We start from the raw sequence: 19,163 nt of genomic DNA, 5'->3' as shown, positions 1-19,163 counted from the left end.
TCATACGGCTGCTGCGAACCGCTCGACAAACGGCTTGATGCGCTTTTTACCGTGAAGACGCTCAGGCGCATTGCCGTCTCGCCGTGGGCGGACCAGGATGTGTGCGCTGCCAAAATGGGCACAAAGTACATTTTCTCCCGCAAACCGAACCCAACGATGGTGTGCGCGCAGTTCAATGAAAACGAGATACACGAAGACATCAGAAAAACCCTGGCGATAGCCGGAACGCTTACCCTCGAGATAATACTCAAAGACACGCATACGGTCCAGAACGATACGCGTCGCATACCCCAATGGGTGGCTATTGCACGGGAAGAGATAGACGCCTATTGTTCACGAAGGTGAGACGGCATACATCGCGTATCACTCGACCGCAGCATCGATGAAGGATAGATACGCCGCCTCTGCTTTCTTATCGGTGACCGACGGCGTGATCATCGGATTCAATGCCGCTGTCGATCGAGATCTATCCACATAGGTTATATCCACTGTATTGAACCCGTCACGCAGTACGCTTGCAGGAAGTATGAACGCGCGATGCATTTCATTATCGCCAAGGAGGTTCGGATAGGGATTATCGTACGGCTCGCCGCGTTCGTCGGTACGCGCAAGCTTTACGCCGTTGTACACAGCATCCCATTCGGCGGAATCGAACGATACGGGTGACTGAATGCGGAGAATCCCTCCTTTTTTCCAGCCGCCTTTCGGGGGCGCCATAGCTAGCTCGAAGCGTTTTGTCTCGCCGGGCAGGAACGTCGATATTTTCCCGCGATGATCGAGCTGCCGCGACGGGGCGGCCCAGTCATACCATGTCGCGCCGATGAAATTATGCTGCGGCTCGCTGGCGAGGGCTGACGGGTCGCCGAGTTTTTTATGCATACTGAACGGCGGTTCATGGAACGGGCCGCGCGGTCCCGTACCGTGTTCGCGATAGTATTGGAAATTGAATGTGCTCATCCCATCGGCACCCCTGGCATAGGCAAGATGCGCCGTCGTCCAGTATTGCCGCGCCGTCGTACGACGGTAAGCGATCGCATCATACCCGATCTTCGTCCGCCAATTGACCATCGATGTAGTGTGGCACATTTCCACATAGAGCGATGCCTCCGGTATCATGGTCCGTATCTCCCCGATATCGCCCTGCTGTTCGGTGAAAAAGCTGTAGGACGCATTCACCATATCAACGCCCTCGCGTACGAAATCGGGAAGATGAATGCCGAGGTCGTCATACAGCTTCAGATACGCCGGTACACGGACACAGAGCCAGCGGCGCCTCCCGGCCTTCGCAGTCCTATCGAGCAGCATGCGGACACGGCGGATAAATGCGTTCATGATGCGTCTTCGCTCGGCAAGCGGCGTCACCGTCTCATCGAAAAAGCGGTTGTGCCGCATGAAGTCAAGTTCAAAGCCGTCGATGTCGTACTGCTCGCATATCTCTTCAATATATGAATACTTGAAATCCACTACTTCAGGGATAGCCCAATTAAGCACCCTGCCGTTCCAATCGGCGATATCCCGGCTGATGCGCCAATCGGGATGCTCGATGTGTATTTTGCTGAAACAATGCCAGGCATGGCTCGGAATATCTTTCGGCTCCGCAAGAAGATATTCATGACCATGTGAGTCGTTCAATCGCATTGAGATGAACGGCGTGAGTTTTTTATTTCGGCAGCGATTGACGAACACATCCACCATGTCGCCGCCGTCGGCCATGAATTTCGCGAACGCGTTGACCGACGGGTCCATGCCGGTGCGCTCCTTCATGAATTCGATGTGTTCGGCAAAGGGGTACACACGGCTCTTCCACCACGGCACCCAGCCCACGCCGGGCTGCAGGAGATGGACATCGATGCCCTGTCCCGCCGTCTCATCCACGCTTGCCTCGAGTATCTCTTTCGAAAAACCGACCTCGTTATATATCCACTCCCCGGTCGCTTCATCCTGCTTGAACGCCGGGTGAGGATTATAGGGGCTTTTACAGTTCGAGAGCCCTGTCGTGTCATTGCTGAAAAGCACTTTATAGGGGGCTTTCATGCGCATCTCCTCGTATTATTAAGAACAATAGTAACACCGGAAAAACAATTGGTGTGTAACTGTGCATTGCAGTACGCGATCGAACGCCGACATCAATTTCTCTGCGGCAAGAGGACGAATCGCTTGTAATACTGCGGGGCCTTCGCCTCTCCGATGCCCGGCGTAAGCCCCATCCATTGTGTACGCCCCCTGCCGTCGTTCTCATTGACGATGAAATTCATCGGCATGACCGTGTTCGCTTTCGGTGCGGAAAGCCCCATCTCTTTCCATGGCATGAAAACCTCGTACACGGTGCGGCCATCCTTTCGTGCAGTGTGAACGTCGCATTTCAATTCGCTCATGGCGCCGCGGTACAGGTACGCATGCGCGCCGGATGCACCAAGCACAAGGCCTATTTCCCGGTCGTTCGCATCATACCCGCGCGCCGAATCACCCTCGCTGTCGATGGCTATCTGAATGCTGTCCGACTTCCAGAAATCGCCCATCTTGTCATCGGCCGCGGAATGAACATCATCGATCACCGTTGCCGCAAAATAGAGACCGTTCTCGTTCCATCCGAAGAATGCGCGCGCGCTCAAGTCTGCGGCATCGCGCCAGGTATTTGCTTTCGGAAGAACGCTTTCGCGCGTATCGATCCGCAGTTCGGCGAGATCCGCGGTCTCGGAAAGATCGCCATCGGCGACCGCTGATGCGATATATCGGCAGGCGAGAATGCCCGAAGCGCTGAGCGTAATGTTCGTTGAAAAATCGCCCGCAGAGAATTGTATCCGTACATCGCGTTTGGGACTTGCCGCTTCCGCAAGCGCAATGTTCACTCGCTGCGCCCCCGCGGCTATCGATTCAGAACGCTCGCTGCCGCCGGCGCGCACCTGTGCTGCAAATGCCTCGAACGGATTATCAATGACAAGCACCGCATCAGTAAGCGATGCAAGATAGGCATTGCGTATGATGCATCGCGCTGTGGGCTTTATCTGAGCGCGCAGTATCGCCTGCTCAAGCATGTCCGCTTCGCTTCGCTTCACGGAAATGTATACGGGACCGCGGTCGAGCGTATGGGCGAATGTGCCCGTGCCGCCGATAGTGTTCCCGAACATCGATACGACTTTTGCAGCTGCAGGGAGTTTTGCCTCCATACGAAATGGGATATCGTGCCGCGTCCAAAGTGCGACCACGCTTCTATCATCTTCGCGATCGAAACGATGCGCACGCACGGGTGACGGTGTATCGAGCGTACGAATGAACTTCGCGTGATGCAGTTCGTAGGCGGTAGTTGCATACGAACTCACTGCAGGATAGGGGAAATAAGGCCCCAGACACTGCCTGCTCTCAAGCGGGAAATTGCATCCGAAGAGATTGTATTCCCCCCAGAATTCACTGTCCGGAGAGACATGCCCGGGATGCCAATGTGCAGTGAACCAGAACAATTTCTCGACCCCCGGTGTAGTTCCCCCAACGATATACGTTTGTGCCAGCGCTGCGGCATATGCGTATGATCTCCACTCAAGCGGGTCATCCGTTCTGGGGTAAACCGTATAACCGGTTTCCGTCACCCAAAACCGCCTTGGGGCGCGATTGGATACGAGAATATCACCGGCACGCGTAAGAATACCCGAATAGCTGATGCTCTGATTTTCCACCGGCTCATCAGGATAAATGGTGCGTCGCCTGTCATCCCCTATCTTGCTCCACATACCGTTGTTCCAAAGATACACATGATACGGGCATATATCGATCGTATCGCCAGCCTTCTGCGCCACCCGTTCAAAGTAGGCGTAATTCCCGTTCCGGCCTTCATTGATCCCTGAATCTCCTATTCCCAGTACCGGCAAATTCGGAGCGATGGATTTAACCGTATCATACGCGGTCTTAAGCAGCGCGGCATACACACCGGTAAAATCTTCAAAAGGAAGATTTCTGCCTATTTGCCCGTTCGGCTCGTTGCATATTTCGATCCCGGCTATCGTGTCCTTGTATCGTTCGACGATAGTCTTGATGTAGGTTTTCCATTTGCCGATGTGTTCCGGAGAAATAAGCTCGCTTACATTCGAGCATCCGAGCAGATCGAAACCGTGAACTTCACGCACGTCGGGACAGAGCACAACCTGTATGCCGTTCGAGCGCATCCTGCCGACCATACTGTCGATCCCATCCCATGAATGGCTTCCGGGAAGAATAATGGCCCTGAATATTTTGCAGCCCATTGGCGCTAAAAGTTCCGGCAGTCTATCCGCAGTCTGGGATATACCGAACATGCTTTGCGAATCGAATGAACCGGAATTTTTCGGCTTATGCACGACCGCAACGGCGCCCCTGACACGCATGATCTCCTTCCCGTTCTCATTGAGCACAGCCGTCATGCCGGTATACTCCGGCTCATCAGTTGAGATCTGTATCGAACGTTCATCGCTTGCGCCGGGGGGGAGTGAATGCTTCCAATCTGTTTTCTTCACGCGTCCGTTCCCCTCGCTTTGCGTAAGCGAAAGCACGAATTCGCGCGCGCGTTCGCTTCTATTGGCAACGCGCATCTGTACCGGTGCTTTTTCACCGATAAAAACAATGCCGCCGGCACCGGGGATCTTTATGGAAAGATGCGCCTCCATCTCGGGCCGTATTTCTGTCACAAGGGCCGCGACATTTTTTATGGAACATCTGGCGGGGGATTCGATCTTGCCTTTATACGTATCGATGGTAATCGTACGCACCGGAAAGCGCATTATCCCGTCCGTGATGCTTGCATGAGGTTTGAAATGAGCCGTGTCGAACGGGAGCTCATAGGCGCTCCATGCCGTATCATTGACCATGACCTTCGCTTGAAAGACCTGGCCGTCCGCCATAGCGATGCGCATATAGTGATCCGCCCGCGGCGAAGACTCCATAGCAAACGATATGCCGCGCTGCTCGGGAAAAACATCCGTCCGCGTCAGACGCACATACACCGCACCCCCCTTGTCGTCGACAGCGCTGGTGAAATGGTAGTCGGCATGAAGCGTGTTCTCCTGCCCGCCTGAGAACGATAGTGCGGCGGTCACTCCTTTCCGATAAAGATCAAGCTTCCACAGATCATCCATCGCCGCGCCTGAATAATCGAGCAGTATGCGCTTCATTCCCGACCCCGCCTTCTCCAAACGCGGCTCCGCGGTGCTTTCCTCGATCACCCGTGAACGATCATCGGCTATTGCCGCTGCGGAGAGCGGGCGATCGTACACGTTCACTTCATCGATGAGACATGCGGCGTATTGACCGATAGAGAACGGCTCAGCCGTAGCGACAAGCGTATCGGAGGGGGTTGTGAACGATCTATCGAGCACCCCGTCAACGAAGATCGACAATATCTTTTTCGGGGCATCGAACGCAACAGCAATGTGATGCCATTCGCCGTCGAACGCCTTCGTTGCACCAACGCCATTGAGGGCGGTGCCGTTCTCGAAATTGCATCCAAAAAAAAGCGCCCCCGTGTCCGGATTAACGGAAAGCATATAATTCCTGCCGTCGGGGTTCTTCGCCTTGCGCAGTAATGTCGGCCAATTGATGCCGCGACCGGTGCTCTTCGTCCAGAGGGTGAACGTGAACGAAGACGTGAGCGTCATCCCCTCGGACTTCGCGCCGAGGTCGAAGTACGATTCAGCCGTGCCCGGCAGCGAGAGACAATTCCCGAACCTGCCCTTTTGGAAACCGGCTTTCCCCCGCACCGTTCCGTGAAGATCGCCGATGGAATCCTTTGCCGTGGTCCCGCCGCTCTCATCGAAACTCCAGCGGGCAATAGGTCCGTCGGCGGTGAAAAGCGATACCGCAGCGATGCAGATCAATAACATGAGATGTGTACCCTGTTTCATGCATGTCCTCCTGTTGTTCGGATCTTTAACTTAACGACAGCTTTATGAACGACCGAATCCGCGATCCCCGGCATATGCGCATCATCCGGGAAGAAAACAACGAATTGACCGGTGCGGATCGGAAAAAAGAACTGCGGCTCATCGCTGAAGAACGCCACATCCTTCTCACTGTCGTACGGTTTCGATACACTACTGCAATCGCCAGCCGGCGACCAGCCGAAGTTCTCAACGCCCTCGATGATATACTGTATGTCGATGTATCGTTCATGCGTCTCGAGCTCCGCCCCCGCGCGCGGTCTTCCCTGGGCTCGGTTGAGGAGCGCATACATCGAATCGCCGTCAATATTCGTTCGTCCGAAAGCGAGTGAAGTCAAGCCGGGTCGAGCAAGAAAATCGAATGCATCCCGGAATCGCGGGTGGATCAGCAGAATGGCCGATATGTTTTCAAGCTCATCTATGATCACAATATCCTCTCATGCCATTCTACAACCAGTTGCTCATGAACGCAAACCGCTTGGGCATGCCACGCGTCGTTTCCGTTATAAGAGCCTCGAAACCCCCTTGCAAAATATACTATGCCGTCCGTTTCTTTCGTTCGATCCCGTATCGCAGTACACAATTGCCATGCCGATCTACGGACGCATCATTTTTTTCAAGAATGCCGCGCCATCTCGAATAAAGCGCCGCGGATCGGGACAGAGATCCTGAAATATTCCCCGCGAATACCCAAGGTCACCGCCGGTATTGTATGTCTCGAAAAGTATATTCGTGCAGGAATTGTTCTCCGAGAGCGCACGGAATACATCCTGCCATGGGACAAGACCGCCGCCGGGAACGCCGCGATCGCTTTCGCTGGCGTGTATCCCCCAGATGCGCGGAAGAATGGAGCGTATCGCTTTTCCGTAATCACGTTCCTCGGTTATCATGTGATAGGTGTCGAGATTGATCCTGATATTCTCGTGATCGGCCATTCGCACAAGTTCTATCGCCCGCTCTGCGGTGCATACGAGATGCGTCCTGAACCGGCTCATCGGTTCTATCACCGCTGCAATACCATGTGCGGCCGCATACTCCGCAAGTACATGCAGATTTTCCGCTGTGCGCGGGAGCTCAGCCGGGACAGGCGGGCGTTTGCGAACCGTGCCGGGATGTCCGTAGAGAGCACCGCAGTAGGCGATGGCCCCCATCTCTGAAGCTATATCGATGTTCTTTTTATGCCATGCAAGACCGCGCCGGCGGTTTTCCGTATCGTCATCGGAGATATCGCACTCTGCCGGCCAGGAATTCCCCGGACCGACGGTGAGTTCTATCCCGTTCCTTTCGGCATGACGACGCACACGCGTGCGGTCGAAGCTGATATCATCGCCGATAGATATTTCAAAGAGCGATAGATCAAGCGATGCCACAGCATCCAGTATCGGCAGATCGTCGTCCGTCCACCGCTCCTTCCAGAGAAATTGATGCGCGCCGAATCGATAGTGCGGTTCCTGCACATGGATGGCGAGAGTATCCTTCATTACGGTCTTCGATGGCGGCATCGGTCATGCCCCGTGCGATACTTCTATCACATGGAACAGTTCAAGCTTCGGCAGTTCTATCACCGAACACGTACCGTCGCGCGTGACAGCGCATTCACTTTTCGTCCCGAGTATCTGTGCGCTTACTGTTTTTCCCGGAATGCTGATACGTACATCATAGACCGGCGCAACGGGCATCGTTTCCTGCTGATTAAGCACGGCGAAGTATCTCCTCCCGCTCTTTCTCCATCCGACGATCTCCACATGCGCGGGCGCATTCGAGGAGAATTTCATTTCACCGCACAATGAGCGTATGAGCCTGCAGACGACCAGCCTGCTCATATACGGTTTTGCCGTCTCAATGGCCGCCGCCGTCCAGAGTATCTTCCCTTTACCGATGTGTTTCAGTATCATGGCGGGATGATCGGTACGTATGCCCGGCGGATTTGAATGTATGGATGCGAACTGCCGCGTGCCCGTCATCGTGTACGGCAGCGTGATCGTCGCCACTATATCGCAATCTCCTTTGACCGAAACGATGTGCTGCTTCCCGTCCACGCCGAGCGGATCCGTGCTGCTGAAACCATCGAATGATGATATCCCATTTCCCGTCGGGCTCATGTAGGTAAAATCATGCTCTGTCATTCCTATCTGCTCTATTTCCATCAGTTCGGCAAGACGCGCGTGCCCGATATGGCCGCTCACATAGAGATTCCCGCCGCCCATCACATATCGCTCTATCGCATCCATCTCCTCATCGCATATCGATGCGACATCGGATATGACAAGCACGTCATCGGTGACTGCGGCGAGGTCCTTCGAAGCGATAACATCGAACGGTATAGTATTCTCGCGGAGGATGCCCGCCATTTTCATGGGGCCGTCGATGTAACTCCTGCCGCAATTCAGATCAACGCGTTTGCCGTTATCGGCAGTGTCGAATTTTGAACATGATGAGAACCAGACCGACACATTGCTTTCGCGTTCGCCGCCGACGTATTTCTCGAACTCGCGTGTCGTATCGAATACGCGTTTCATTGTGCCGGTATAGAATTCGGGGTTGATCGTGCCGTCGGGGTTCATCCCGTCGCATACCGAGAATGCGCCGTCATGGACGAGCGCGGTCATCGTGTGGAGGATAAGTTCCTCGTCCGTTTTCGTCGAGGTATGATATTTCAGGTTCGGATCGCAGCGCGAGGTGATGAACGCGAACGGGAGATCACGAGAAACGTTCCGATAGTATTTGCAGGCGAACGTCTGTTCGAGATAGCCGCCGTAGAGATCGCCGCCGGCGTAATCGCTTGCCTCGGCTGTCATATCGGTGGTGGCGAATATCCACGGCGCAAATGCGATAGAAAAATTATGCTCGATGGTAACTGCCGGGCTTACCGCCTTCACGCATTGTGTCGAGAACGCGGCGAATTCGCCAAGCCATGCCTCGCGGCACCGCTGAAAGGAAAGCCACGCCGCATCGCCCCAATCGACGATGGTCGGCATGTCTTTACCGGCCTCTTTGAAATATCGTTCCCGGCAGGACGCGCAGTAGCACACCTCGGGCCAGAACGGCATATCGAGGAACATCCCTTCAAATCGGTATCGCTCATTGAGCTCCGTAAGATTCGCTTTCACGTAAGCGCGGTATTCATTATTGTTCGGACATACTATGCCGTAGCGTCCGCGAGCCCACTTGGTTCTATCGACAGGCTCCTGCATCGATGTCATGCCGTCGGAACATACGCATCGCCAGGCGGGATGGTGTTCGTACGCACAGTTGTCTAATATGTGCGAGTATTACACCATCGCCGCGATGCCGTTGGCATGGCAAAGTTCTATCATCTCGCCGACATAGTCGCGGCCTTTGAGTCCCGTATGCATGCGCCCGACGCTCGCCGGCCAGTAGCAGAGACCGGTATGCGGCTTCGCCTTGACGACGATCTGCTGCGCACCGCATGTCTTTATCGTATCGACGACGGCTTTCGGATCAAGTTTCGACAGGAATTCTTCGTTCCAGTCATCGATGTGCATATCGAGGAACACACGGCGATAATTTTTTTTGAACCACATTGCTGTACTCCGCATCCGCGCGCCCGATAGAGCATCGGAACGCAGCAATTGATGCGGTTATACTATGCATACGCGACGTACAGCAATCAAGAAAGATCGTTGTCATTTCAGTGGGGCGGATTGACAACCCGCTGTCTGAACTCCTCCGGCGTACAATGCGTGTCCTCGCGGAAACAATGGAAAAAATGCGAGGCATCGTTAAAGCCGCACTCAGCGGCGACTTGATACGGCTTGAGGTCGGTCGATGAAAGAAGCTTTTTCGCCTCGATGATGCGCCGCCGCACCAGGATGGTCTTTACCGTGAGATCGGTGCTGCGCTTGATAAGGTGCGAAAGCCCCGACGGGCTCAAAGAAAAGTGTTCGGCTATCGAAGCGGTGGTCAAGGCGCGTTTAAAATTCATCGTGATGTAATGCATGATGCGGAGCACCTGCGTGTCATCAGTCGGCTTACCATGCGATGATTCCGCTATCGCCGAGAGCAGTGCGGACAGAAGCCCCGACATTGCCGTACTGTGAAATATTCCCGGCGCATCGTCGCGGCGGAGCATGATCTCGCAGAGGGATATGACGGTCCTCAACTGTCCTCCACTAAGTATCATGGTCGGCACCTGTTCGGGAAGAAAGAACGGGCGAAGCAGTCCGAGCGATTCGTAGCCGCCTTTCGGCGATGAGAACACCGCCTCCGGATGGAAGTTGATATTATAAAAATCGCAATGACGCCGCGGATCGACGACGATCTCGTGCTTATCGGCATAGCCGAGGCAGAAGACCTGTCCGCGCGCGAAGCGATATGTGCGCCCGTTCACTCGCTGGCTTCCGTTCGGCGCAAGAACGATCATCAGTTCGAGATAGTCGTGTGCATGCTCGGGATGCGCCCCGCGCTGATAGTGACGTATCTGTATCGGTACGCCGGTATTTCGAACATCGGCATTGCTGGATAGCATGTCCCGTTTCATGCGTACAGTATACTGCGGTGAAAGGCTGCGTCAATGAACGATCGCAGTTCGAATACGGTTCGATACTGCATATTCTTGCGTTGGCTGCCGTATTGCAGTACACTATCGACATGAAGTGGAAAAACCTCGATCATGAAGGAAGACTCCAGCGCGATCTGAGCCCGCTCGGCATACCGAACCTCCATCTCGTCGGCGGTGTCCGCTACGAAAAGGCGCAGCCGCCGATGAAGGCGCATCGCCATGAAGGGATCATCGAGATACGGTATGTCGCCCGCGGTGTGCGCACCTATCTCGTCGATGATACCGCATATCATGTGCCGGGCGATCATGTGTTCATTACCTATCCGGACGAAGAGCACGGCTCGGGGCGCTTCCCGGAAGGCAAATCGCTCGTCTATTGGCTCCTCATCGATCTGAAAAGCCATAAAGGGAATTTCCTCGGCATGCGCGACACCGATGCGGAACGGCTGCGGAATGCTTTGAGCACCATCAAACCGAGGATATTCAAGGGCACAGCACGGCTGAAAGATATCATCGAATCCATCATTGAATCGTATGCATCCATTGACCCGTTCAAGCGCGTGCGCATCCGCATGCTCGCGTATGATTTCATCCTTACCGTTATAGGCTGCGCGGGAAAAGCGGACATCGAAGCATCAAAAGCAATGCAGGGCGTATGCGATCATATCCGTGAACATGTGCTCGACGACGTGAACGTAGCCGCCTGCGCGTCCGAATGCGCTCTCTCGGTCTCGCGCTTTAAGACGCGTTTCACAAAGGAGATCGGCATCCCTCCGCATGAGTACATACTCCGTGAAAAGATAGCGCGGGCGAAAGAGATGCTCCGTGCAAAACGTTTCGGCATCGCCGACATCGGCTATGAACTGGGATTCTCATCGAGCCAGTATTTCAGTATCGTGTTCAAGCGCTTCACCGGGGCAACGCCCGCCGTTTTCCGTGCAGGGGCGCGTACGCAAGAAACGCCAAAAAACGACTCTCGAAAGACCTGACATCACCATGTCATATAGAGATACGGGTCCTCATCATCGCCCATCGGCGCGCTGTAGAGCGAATAACCATCGGGATTGTACGGCCGCATCGGTTTGCCGTAGATCTTGCTGAAGTCAAGATTGAAATCGCTTATCGTCCGCGGTTTTTTCAGCGTATCCATGATGAGGCGGCTGTTGAATCCGGCGCTCCCTGACACGATATGCATGACCACTTCATGTTTTCCGCGTGACAGCTCTCGCGATCCTATGCCCACGATCTCGCTCGATTTCCCGGCGCGTGTGCTCAGATCGATGAGAAGTTTCCCGTCCACGAAGAGCTTCGCCCACCAGTCCGCGCCGAGATAGAAATTGACAGGACCGTTCTCGGCAATATCGATGGTGCCGCGTATGAGAACGCGGGCTCGAGGATCGGGCTGCATCTTGAAAAGTGCTATCGCGTCTATCACTTCGCCGACGCTGCCGCCGTAGCCGGCTGCGTCCGATGTGGCGGCTAGGTTCTTGAGATCCTTCCAGACCACCTCGCTCTCATTCACGGGTTCATTGATAAGCCCTTTCATGCCGTCGCTTGTCCGGGATATCATAGGCACGGATATCTCCGCGTTCTCGAGCGGCAATGTCACCGCCTGTACGCCGGACTGAAACATCACCGGTGCGGAAAGCAAAGAGATGCGTTGCGCATACTCGGCGTCGCTCTGCACGCCGAGAAAGGTGAATGCGCGGCTGTAGAGCGATCGAATGCGCATTTTCGTGATGCGTGCATGGACCGGATCACCGGTATCAGCCGCCGTGATCGGAACACCGATGAATGATACCCCGCCGGAAGACGGACCGGCGAGAAAATTCCCTTTCGCATCGACATTGACCGTAAGCGGGAGACGGAAGCGCATGAGCGCGGGACCGATGATGCCCGAGCCGAACTGCATGTCGTTCAGATCGTTCGCGGCGGTAAGTTCTTTCACTGCATAGCCGCCGGTCCCCGCGGGTTTTTCATCGGCGATCATTATCGTCGTTCCGGGACGTTTCGCTCCCGCGCGGGATAATGAGACAGCATTGACCGTGCGCGGACCTTCCCCTTCGGCGAAACCGAGCGCGCGTACGGCCTTTGCCGTAGTGTCATCGGCTGTTATGGAAAGACGTGCGTCCGCGGATTCGCACGGCGACGAAGCAAGAGCGATGAGTCGGGAGGCGATGGCTGTTGCAGCGGGGTCTATCCCAACGCGTCCGGTGAGATCGAGCTGGCAGAATATCACGCGCCCCTTGCCGTGACGCCATTCGAGGAGCGGTGAATAGGCGAGATCGAATTCGCAATCCATGAGCGCTCGCATATTTCCTTTCTGCGGCACCTCGATGATCGCTGAAGATACCGATCCGTGATTCCCCCATCGCGTCATGCGCTGCGGCTTCATCCCTATCAGAACGGATCGATGCGTCCAATATCGCGGGAGCTCTTCTTCGGGAAGGAGGCTCGCACTTCCCCGCCAATCCATGCAGTCCTCGCTCTCGATGCCGGGAAAGATATTTTTTCCGCGGATAAAGACCTTGCGTACCCCGCGTTCCTCGACGCGGAACCCCAGCCGCATGAGGTCGTCGGGCGTCTGCTCGAGCATGAGAACGGTGAGACCGGAAGCGATATCGTCCGCTGTGTACGGAAGTTTCGTAAGCTTTTCAAGCGCGCGTCGTCCGATGATGATGAGCGGTGCATCGGACTTTTCCGTCACACGTTTTGAAAGCCATGACGTGGAGTCGCCGACGGGGTCTATGATGCGCGCAGCGACCGGCGGCGATGCCTTTTCGAGAGGCCATATGCTTACGCGGAAACTGTCCGTAGTCCCGGTACTCTGCGAGTGTCCGCTCGTTGTTATCGATATCGTCGCACCGGTGCGGACCTGCACGGCAGGCGCGGTGAAACCGATCTGCCGGAACATGATGGCTCCTGCGCTCGGGGCAAGCTCTTCCGTTCCGCTCGCAATATTCGCGCCGCTGTCGGAGCGAACCGTCCAGCGCACGGTTATCGGGAGCCGCGCATTGGGGCCGTCATAGACGACGACTATCTGCTTGGAGATCTTTTCGCCGGCATGAAAATTGCGCTCTCGCGTATAGTGATCAGGATACCCGCCGATATACACAAGCAAGGGCTGCATGACGGCGGCATATGCTCTCACCATCGGGTCGTTCGCTTCCGGCATCTCCCAGAATGCGTTCCATTCCAAAAGCCAGCCGGGCGTGAAGCCGAGTACATTGAACGTACGGAATGCGCGCACCACACGCGGCATATGTTCGCTCATGAAACGTTCGTACGCCGGCATGCGGCTCAATCGTTCCGGCGCGCTCGAATGCGCTACACCGTAGTCCTCGAGGTTCTTTATCCCTGCACGGGGGGCGCGGCGGTTCGATTCGGTCTCCACACGATAGCTTTCATCACCGAGCAATATCGCGGAGAACTCCGTGAGCGCCATTTCGGGGTTCTTCGGATCGATGGACCATCCGGCCGGTATATATTTCTTGAAAATAAAATCACCGATCCAGGGGCAGGCGAATTCATCCGCTATCCAGGGCTTTTTCCCCTCTTTTGCCCAATGCGACGGCCATTTCTCATACTCGGCAAGCGGTATCAGGTTCAAATGCTGATTACCGCCCGAGATCTCGCCGCCCCATGAACCTGCCGCATGACAGTACACCGGCACTGACGGGTCTATCTCCTTTACTGTCTCTACGCCGACCTCGAATGCGCGTACGACGCGTTCCTGCCATCCCGGCTTTACCGGGAGCGTCTGTCCCATGGCCCTCGGCGACAGATTTTCCGTGTACGTATCGCTGTTGATGACGTTCATGCCGATGGTGTACGCCTGAATGCACGGGTGATGCCGATAGCGGTCGATATATGCCTTTATCTCACGGCGGTACTGCACAGCAAGCTCGGGTTTTTTATCAAAGGAAAAATGAAAACCTACATTATTGGCTACCGGCGGAATCGGAAGCGTGACGCCTATGCCCTCGCGGTCACAGAGGTCGAGGAAGGCATCGTCGGTTATCCCGTACGTATTTCGGGGATACGGTGCGGGCATATAGCCCCACCATGTTTCAGGGTTCGGCTGTACCTGCACGACATTGAAACCTGCACCCTTGAAGAATTTGAGATACGCGGGATTCGTCGCTATGCTGGTCGTCTGCGTCGGATTGAACGGCCCGATAAGGCGCCAGCGATTGGTCCGCCCGTTTATGAGCACCGCATTCCCGTCGATGCGCACTTCGCGAAAACCGAAACTCGTCTCCGTGCTGTCGACCACCGTTTGTCCCGATACGAGATCGAGCGTCAGCCGATACAGATGCGGTGCGTTCAGATACCAGGGAACACCGTCGAACGCCGCATCGAATCGATTGATGCCTGTCACCGCCTGCCTTACCGCTGCTTCCACCGGCGGCTGGCCGGGATCGGTTATGCTCTTTATCCGCGCGATGAGCTTAAGTCCGTCCGCGGCCCCGCCGATATCGCATTCAATGGCCAGTTTTTTCTCCGAATATCGCGACACGACCTGGGGATTCCTTATCCATGCCGGATTGCCCCGCGTAAAAACCCGCACATCACGGGTGATCCCGAGCTGTTCGATCTTCTGTTTTCGCGCGAAGGCAAGCGCTTCCAACATGAGCGCGTCCGCTTCAGGCTTTGCCTCAGTACCGGTGAACGTTCGGGTAAGATAGAGGCGCACATCCGCCTTTTCTCCGGGAGTGACCGCATCGGTTATCTCCGCCTCCCAGTCGCCGCGGAGCATTTCCTTTATCCGCTTGCCGTTCACGAACAATATCGCCTGTCCCTCTATCATTTCGAAATTGATCCAGATAGACCTGCCCTTCCACTCGTCGGGAATATCGTACGTTTTCCTATACCATAGGTTCTCTATATCAAGCGGCTGAATGTTCGGTTTTAACTTTGCGAACGGTTTTCGTGATATATGCGAAAGTATAAGCAGCGGTTCCCATCGATTCTCCAACGGCTGAATGTCCGGATGTTCCGCGGGCTGAATGTACCAACCGGTGGGGGATGCCGCCTGTTGCACGGTTACGGGACGCTCGGTGCGTATGCGCACATCGCTGAACGTTGCCGCGGCCCCGAACGCAACGAGCACGGGACGGCCAGAGCGCACGGCACGCTGCGTGCCGAATTGATACGCACTTCGCCCGAGCTCTCTGCCGTTCATATCCTGTATGCTCCCGGAAATGCCGTCCTCTGAAAGATCGATGATGAAACGGTACGGCGTTCCGTGCGCCCAGGGATGTTTCGTCGTCGTCGAGAAATTCTCAAGCGCGGCCGCCTTGAGCCTGGTGGTAGTTGCGGATTCGGAAAGCCAGACCCCGCCGAGCCGTTCGTTCAGGTCGGGGAAGAGGAGCGGATGCGTTTTCGTGAAATTCTCATGCCGCTCGTTCAACGCGAGCATCCAGTAATTATTATCGTCCGCGACAACCGCGATGCCGGCCGCCTTCCATCCATTGGTGATGGAGCGCTTAAACGTAACGACTGCCTCGCAGTGCACGATCTCCGCCGGCGCTGTATTATATTCTGCGAATTCACGCACCAGCGCATTCGCCATGATGCTTTTTTCACCAAGCTTCCAGCACGCGGTATTGAAGTCCCACTTCTTCAGTACGCTCTTCATATCACCGCCGTACGAAGTGAAATCATCGGCAGCGGAAATCGCGGCGCCGTTCTCAGAAGCGATCGTTGCGGTTGCCGCTGACGGAAGCGCGAATGCATTCCTGTCCGCGCTCATGATCAAGGCTATCTCGTTCTCGGGAAGCACGGCAGTATAGATGCGCACATTGTCGATATATCCCTTGAACGCACGTATGCCCCCCATATTCCCGACCTCGATGACACCCCCGGCGAACACTGCATTATCCGGCGTGCCGCCCTCGGTGGCAGTCTTCACTAATGCGCGGTTCTTGAACTGATACGTCGTTATCACCTTGTTCTTTGCATCGCATGTCACGGCGATGAGTGCGGGTGTTTCCTGAGCGACGGATATCCCGGTCGCGCAGAATTTCATCTCGTTCTTCGCATTGCCGACCGCAAGCACGAGCGATGCTCCCTGCACATAGATCTGCAAGAGCGGGGAGAGCGTAACGATGCGCCGCGGGAGATCATCGATAACAGCCGGGTATATCGCCGCGATAACGGTCACCGCCGATGTGCCGGCAAGAGCGGCTGCGGGGAAGTGCACCGCACCGCCATGGGGAACGGCCCTGTCATCCATGCCTCCGCGCGTGGCGCACATATCGAGGCAACCGTTCATCATGCCGTCGCCAAAGCGCGCTTCCTCGCCGGCAACGGTGTTCGCGAATTTCCCCTCGCCGCCGAGCGTTCCCGTGTTCTTCAATGATCCGTCGAAAAGGAATTCGATCGCAGGTTTTGTCTGCGCCTGAAGCGCAATGGTAATTGCTGCCGAAACGATAAGCGCCGATATCCGCATGGTCATGGTCGATCTCCCGCTGACAGAGTGGCATCAGTATACTACGAAAAGCCGTCGGCAGGCAACGGAGGGATCGGAAAATATCAGGAGGATACGGAACATCTTTACAACGCATCCATTCCGGAGGATCTCAGTAGCGACAATGACTGACCGCGTCCATAAGCGCGAAGAAATTATCGAGGGGTGTGTCGAGCTGCACATGATGCGTGGGGGCGCAGAGCCACCCCCCGCCGGTGCCGACAGTGGCAAAGCGCGTTGCAACCTCACGCTTCACGTCATCGGGTTTCCCGAACGGGAGCGTCGACTGAACATCTATGGCACCGAAGAACGACATCCTTGTGCCGAAGAGGCGTTTTATTTCCGCGGGATCCATGCTCTCCGCCTGCACGGGGTTGAGCACATCGATGCCTATCTCGATATACTCCGGAATGAGCGGCGTATTGAAGCCGTCGGTATGATACGCTATCGAAATGTCGGGTTTTATACTTTTCACGCTTGCGATGATATCCGCCATGCGCGGTTTTAAGTATGTGCGCCAATCGTCAGGCGACATCATGAGATTCTTCTGTGCGCCGATATCGTCGCCGAGCCAAATCATGTCCACACCGCGGCGCGCCATATTCTCCGCCACCGCTTTGTGGTATCGGTACGGAATATCGAGCACCGCATGCGCCTGCTCGGGATCCAACGCAAAATCGAGGAACAGATTATCCATACGGCGCAGCGCCCATGCGGTCTCAAAAACGGTGGTATGCAGTCTGCCGATGATATAGTATTCGTTCCCATACTCGCGTATCAGCCTTTCAATGTTCGCATACAATTCCGGACGGTTCGGATCGGGCGCACGGTAGGATGCGATATTCCTCTCGTCGTACAACGGGCCTTCCTTGACCGCGGTATAGCTCCCCTCGCCGAACGGCGTGTCATACTTTTCTACATACCACCGCACTCCCCATTCGTCTACATAGGGCTTGGTATCGTGATAGTAACCGGTGAACCAGCCCGCGGAACACTGCAGCGCATCCTGCCCCGTAAGGACTTCAAGCTCATACCCGTTCCAGCGTCCGCTGTGCGGATCATGCGGCGCGCCGTCGGGCAGGGAATAGTGCTTTCGCAGCCGCGCGGCGAACTCAGGCGTGAATGTCGCCTGGAACGGCACTCGATCGGGCTTTTCGCGGCTAAGCGCCGTCAGTACTCGGTCACGCGGCTTCATCAATAAGTTCCCGATTCTATTGCAGCTCGGACGATGCGTTTCACATCGGCAGCCCCTGCCGTCATCGGTATCGAATGATCGGTGCCGAGCATGAACCCGCCGTTCTTTTTCATGACCGGCACAAGCGCACGGACCTGAGCTTCCATGCGGTCGATGTCATTCCACAAGAGAGCATCCACCCCGCCGTGGAACATGAGCTTGTCACCGTATTCTTTTTTGAGAGCGATCGGATCCATACCGGCTTTCACCTCGAGCGGATTGATGCAGTCAAGGCCGATATCGACAAGCTCGGGTATGAACGGGCGTATATCGCCGCAGGAATGCATATACGCTTTTATTTTTTTCGCATGGCACCAGTCTATCGCGCGTTTATGGAACGGTTTCAGCAATTCGCGATACATCGCCACTGAAAAGAACTGCGCATGCTTGTATCCCATATCATCGGGAAATCGCACCGCATCGAAGTGATAACCCGCGTCCCATATCATATCGAGGAGGGCGAGCGATACCGTAAGCTCATGATCGAACATCTCTATGCACCACTCGGGTTTCTCCGCGAGAGCCATGAGCATGCGCTCCATGCCAACCATGTACGAATGCGTGATATCATATCCGAACCAGATGTTCGGCTGTATCCAATACCCCTCCGCACGCCATCGCTTATAGTTCTTCTCCAATTGTTCCCAGGGAATGCGGTCGCGCGTCGGCGTCATGCGCTCTTTCGCCGCACGCCAATCGTCGGGCGTTTTCACCCGGTAATCGAGATACTCCGGCGTGGAGGTCATTTTCTTGAAACTGCGCGCCGTTGCTCCCCATGCTGTAGTATAGGTATTATACTCATCGTTCTCTTCGATCTTTTTCTGCTCGAACCGCGGGCTGTTGTCCGGCTGAATCTGCACCATGCGTTCAAAACCGAAATATTCCGCATAGTCCATTCCCTTCGGCATGCCCTCGCTTTCCCAGCGAAGTACCGTGTCGTATCCCCACGGCCTGTCCCATATCGCGATGCGGTCGGCTTCGCGGTGTTCGAACATGCGGAGTATTCGCTCATGCGATGTCATCTGCCCCATG

Annotated in this window: 12 protein-coding genes; 2 read left to right on the top strand and 10 right to left on the bottom strand. The window is 55.4% G+C overall.

Annotated features, from left to right (window positions below; translation table 11 throughout):
- A partial coding sequence (locus AABZ39_13425) for a hypothetical protein (protein MEK6795776.1) occupies nt 1-345 on the top strand: 345 nt, incomplete at its 5' end.
- An 18-nt stretch (nt 346-363) separates the two neighbouring features.
- Here the strand turns inward: AABZ39_13425 and AABZ39_13420 are convergent.
- The 7 genes from AABZ39_13420 to AABZ39_13390 all read right to left on the bottom strand — a co-directional run bounded on the left by AABZ39_13420 (nt 364) and on the right by AABZ39_13390 (nt 10,404).
- Entirely contained in the window at nt 364-2,034 is a 1,671-nt protein-coding gene (locus AABZ39_13420) for a hypothetical protein (protein ID MEK6795775.1), read from the bottom strand.
- 92 nt (nt 2,035-2,126) lie between these two features.
- Nucleotides 2,127-5,867 carry a LamG-like jellyroll fold domain-containing protein gene (locus tag AABZ39_13415; protein MEK6795774.1) on the bottom strand — a complete coding sequence of 1,247 codons (3,741 nt, stop codon included), beginning with the start codon at nt 5,865-5,867 and terminating at the stop codon, nt 2,127-2,129.
- Nucleotides 5,864-6,331 carry a YhcH/YjgK/YiaL family protein gene (locus tag AABZ39_13410; protein MEK6795773.1) on the bottom strand — a complete coding sequence of 156 codons (468 nt, stop codon included), beginning with the start codon at nt 6,329-6,331 and terminating at the stop codon, nt 5,864-5,866. The genes AABZ39_13415 and AABZ39_13410 overlap by 4 nt, the downstream gene beginning before the upstream one ends.
- Before the next feature lie 168 nt (nt 6,332-6,499).
- Entirely contained in the window at nt 6,500-7,405 is a 906-nt protein-coding gene (locus AABZ39_13405; protein ID MEK6795772.1) for a sugar phosphate isomerase/epimerase family protein, read from the bottom strand.
- Between the two features lie 3 nt (nt 7,406-7,408).
- Nucleotides 7,409-9,106: a hypothetical protein gene (locus AABZ39_13400; GenBank protein MEK6795771.1), complete on the bottom strand. Its 1,698-nt coding sequence runs from the start codon at nt 9,104-9,106 to the stop codon at nt 7,409-7,411.
- 69 nt (nt 9,107-9,175) lie between these two features.
- Complete coding sequence (locus AABZ39_13395; protein ID MEK6795770.1) at nt 9,176-9,448, bottom strand: alpha-L-fucosidase; 273 nt, start codon at nt 9,446-9,448, stop codon at nt 9,176-9,178.
- Nucleotides 9,449-9,555: 107 nt separating this feature from the next.
- The gene (locus AABZ39_13390) at nt 9,556-10,404 is read right to left on the bottom strand and encodes an AraC family transcriptional regulator (protein MEK6795769.1); all 849 of its coding nucleotides are present in this window, start codon (nt 10,402-10,404) and stop codon (nt 9,556-9,558) included.
- A 17-nt stretch (nt 10,405-10,421) separates the two neighbouring features.
- On the opposite strand from AABZ39_13390, the gene AABZ39_13385 reads away from it, so the two are divergent.
- Complete coding sequence (locus tag AABZ39_13385) at nt 10,422-11,414, top strand: AraC family transcriptional regulator (GenBank protein ID MEK6795768.1); 993 nt, start codon at nt 10,422-10,424, stop codon at nt 11,412-11,414.
- Nucleotides 11,415-11,416: 2 nt separating this feature from the next.
- Here the strand turns inward: AABZ39_13385 and AABZ39_13380 are convergent, their stop codons facing one another.
- From AABZ39_13380 to AABZ39_13370, 3 genes are all read right to left on the bottom strand, one after another.
- Nucleotides 11,417-16,885: a LamG-like jellyroll fold domain-containing protein gene (locus AABZ39_13380; protein MEK6795767.1), complete on the bottom strand. Its 5,469-nt coding sequence runs from the start codon at nt 16,883-16,885 to the stop codon at nt 11,417-11,419.
- A gap of 124 nt (nt 16,886-17,009) precedes the next feature.
- Complete coding sequence (locus AABZ39_13375) at nt 17,010-18,092, bottom strand: uroporphyrinogen decarboxylase family protein (GenBank protein ID MEK6795766.1); 1,083 nt, start codon at nt 18,090-18,092, stop codon at nt 17,010-17,012.
- Nucleotides 18,092-19,162 carry a uroporphyrinogen decarboxylase family protein gene (locus AABZ39_13370; protein MEK6795765.1) on the bottom strand — a complete coding sequence of 357 codons (1,071 nt, stop codon included), beginning with the start codon at nt 19,160-19,162 and terminating at the stop codon, nt 18,092-18,094. The genes AABZ39_13375 and AABZ39_13370 overlap by 1 nt, the downstream gene beginning before the upstream one ends.
- Nucleotide 19,163 lies beyond the last annotated feature (1 nt).

It is taken from the genome of Spirochaetota bacterium (assembly GCA_038043445.1).
Classification (GTDB): Bacteria; Spirochaetota; Brachyspiria; order Brachyspirales; family JACRPF01; genus JBBTBY01.
The sequence above is the reverse complement of the archived record's forward strand: the minus strand, read 5'-3'. Positions and strand labels throughout refer to the sequence as shown.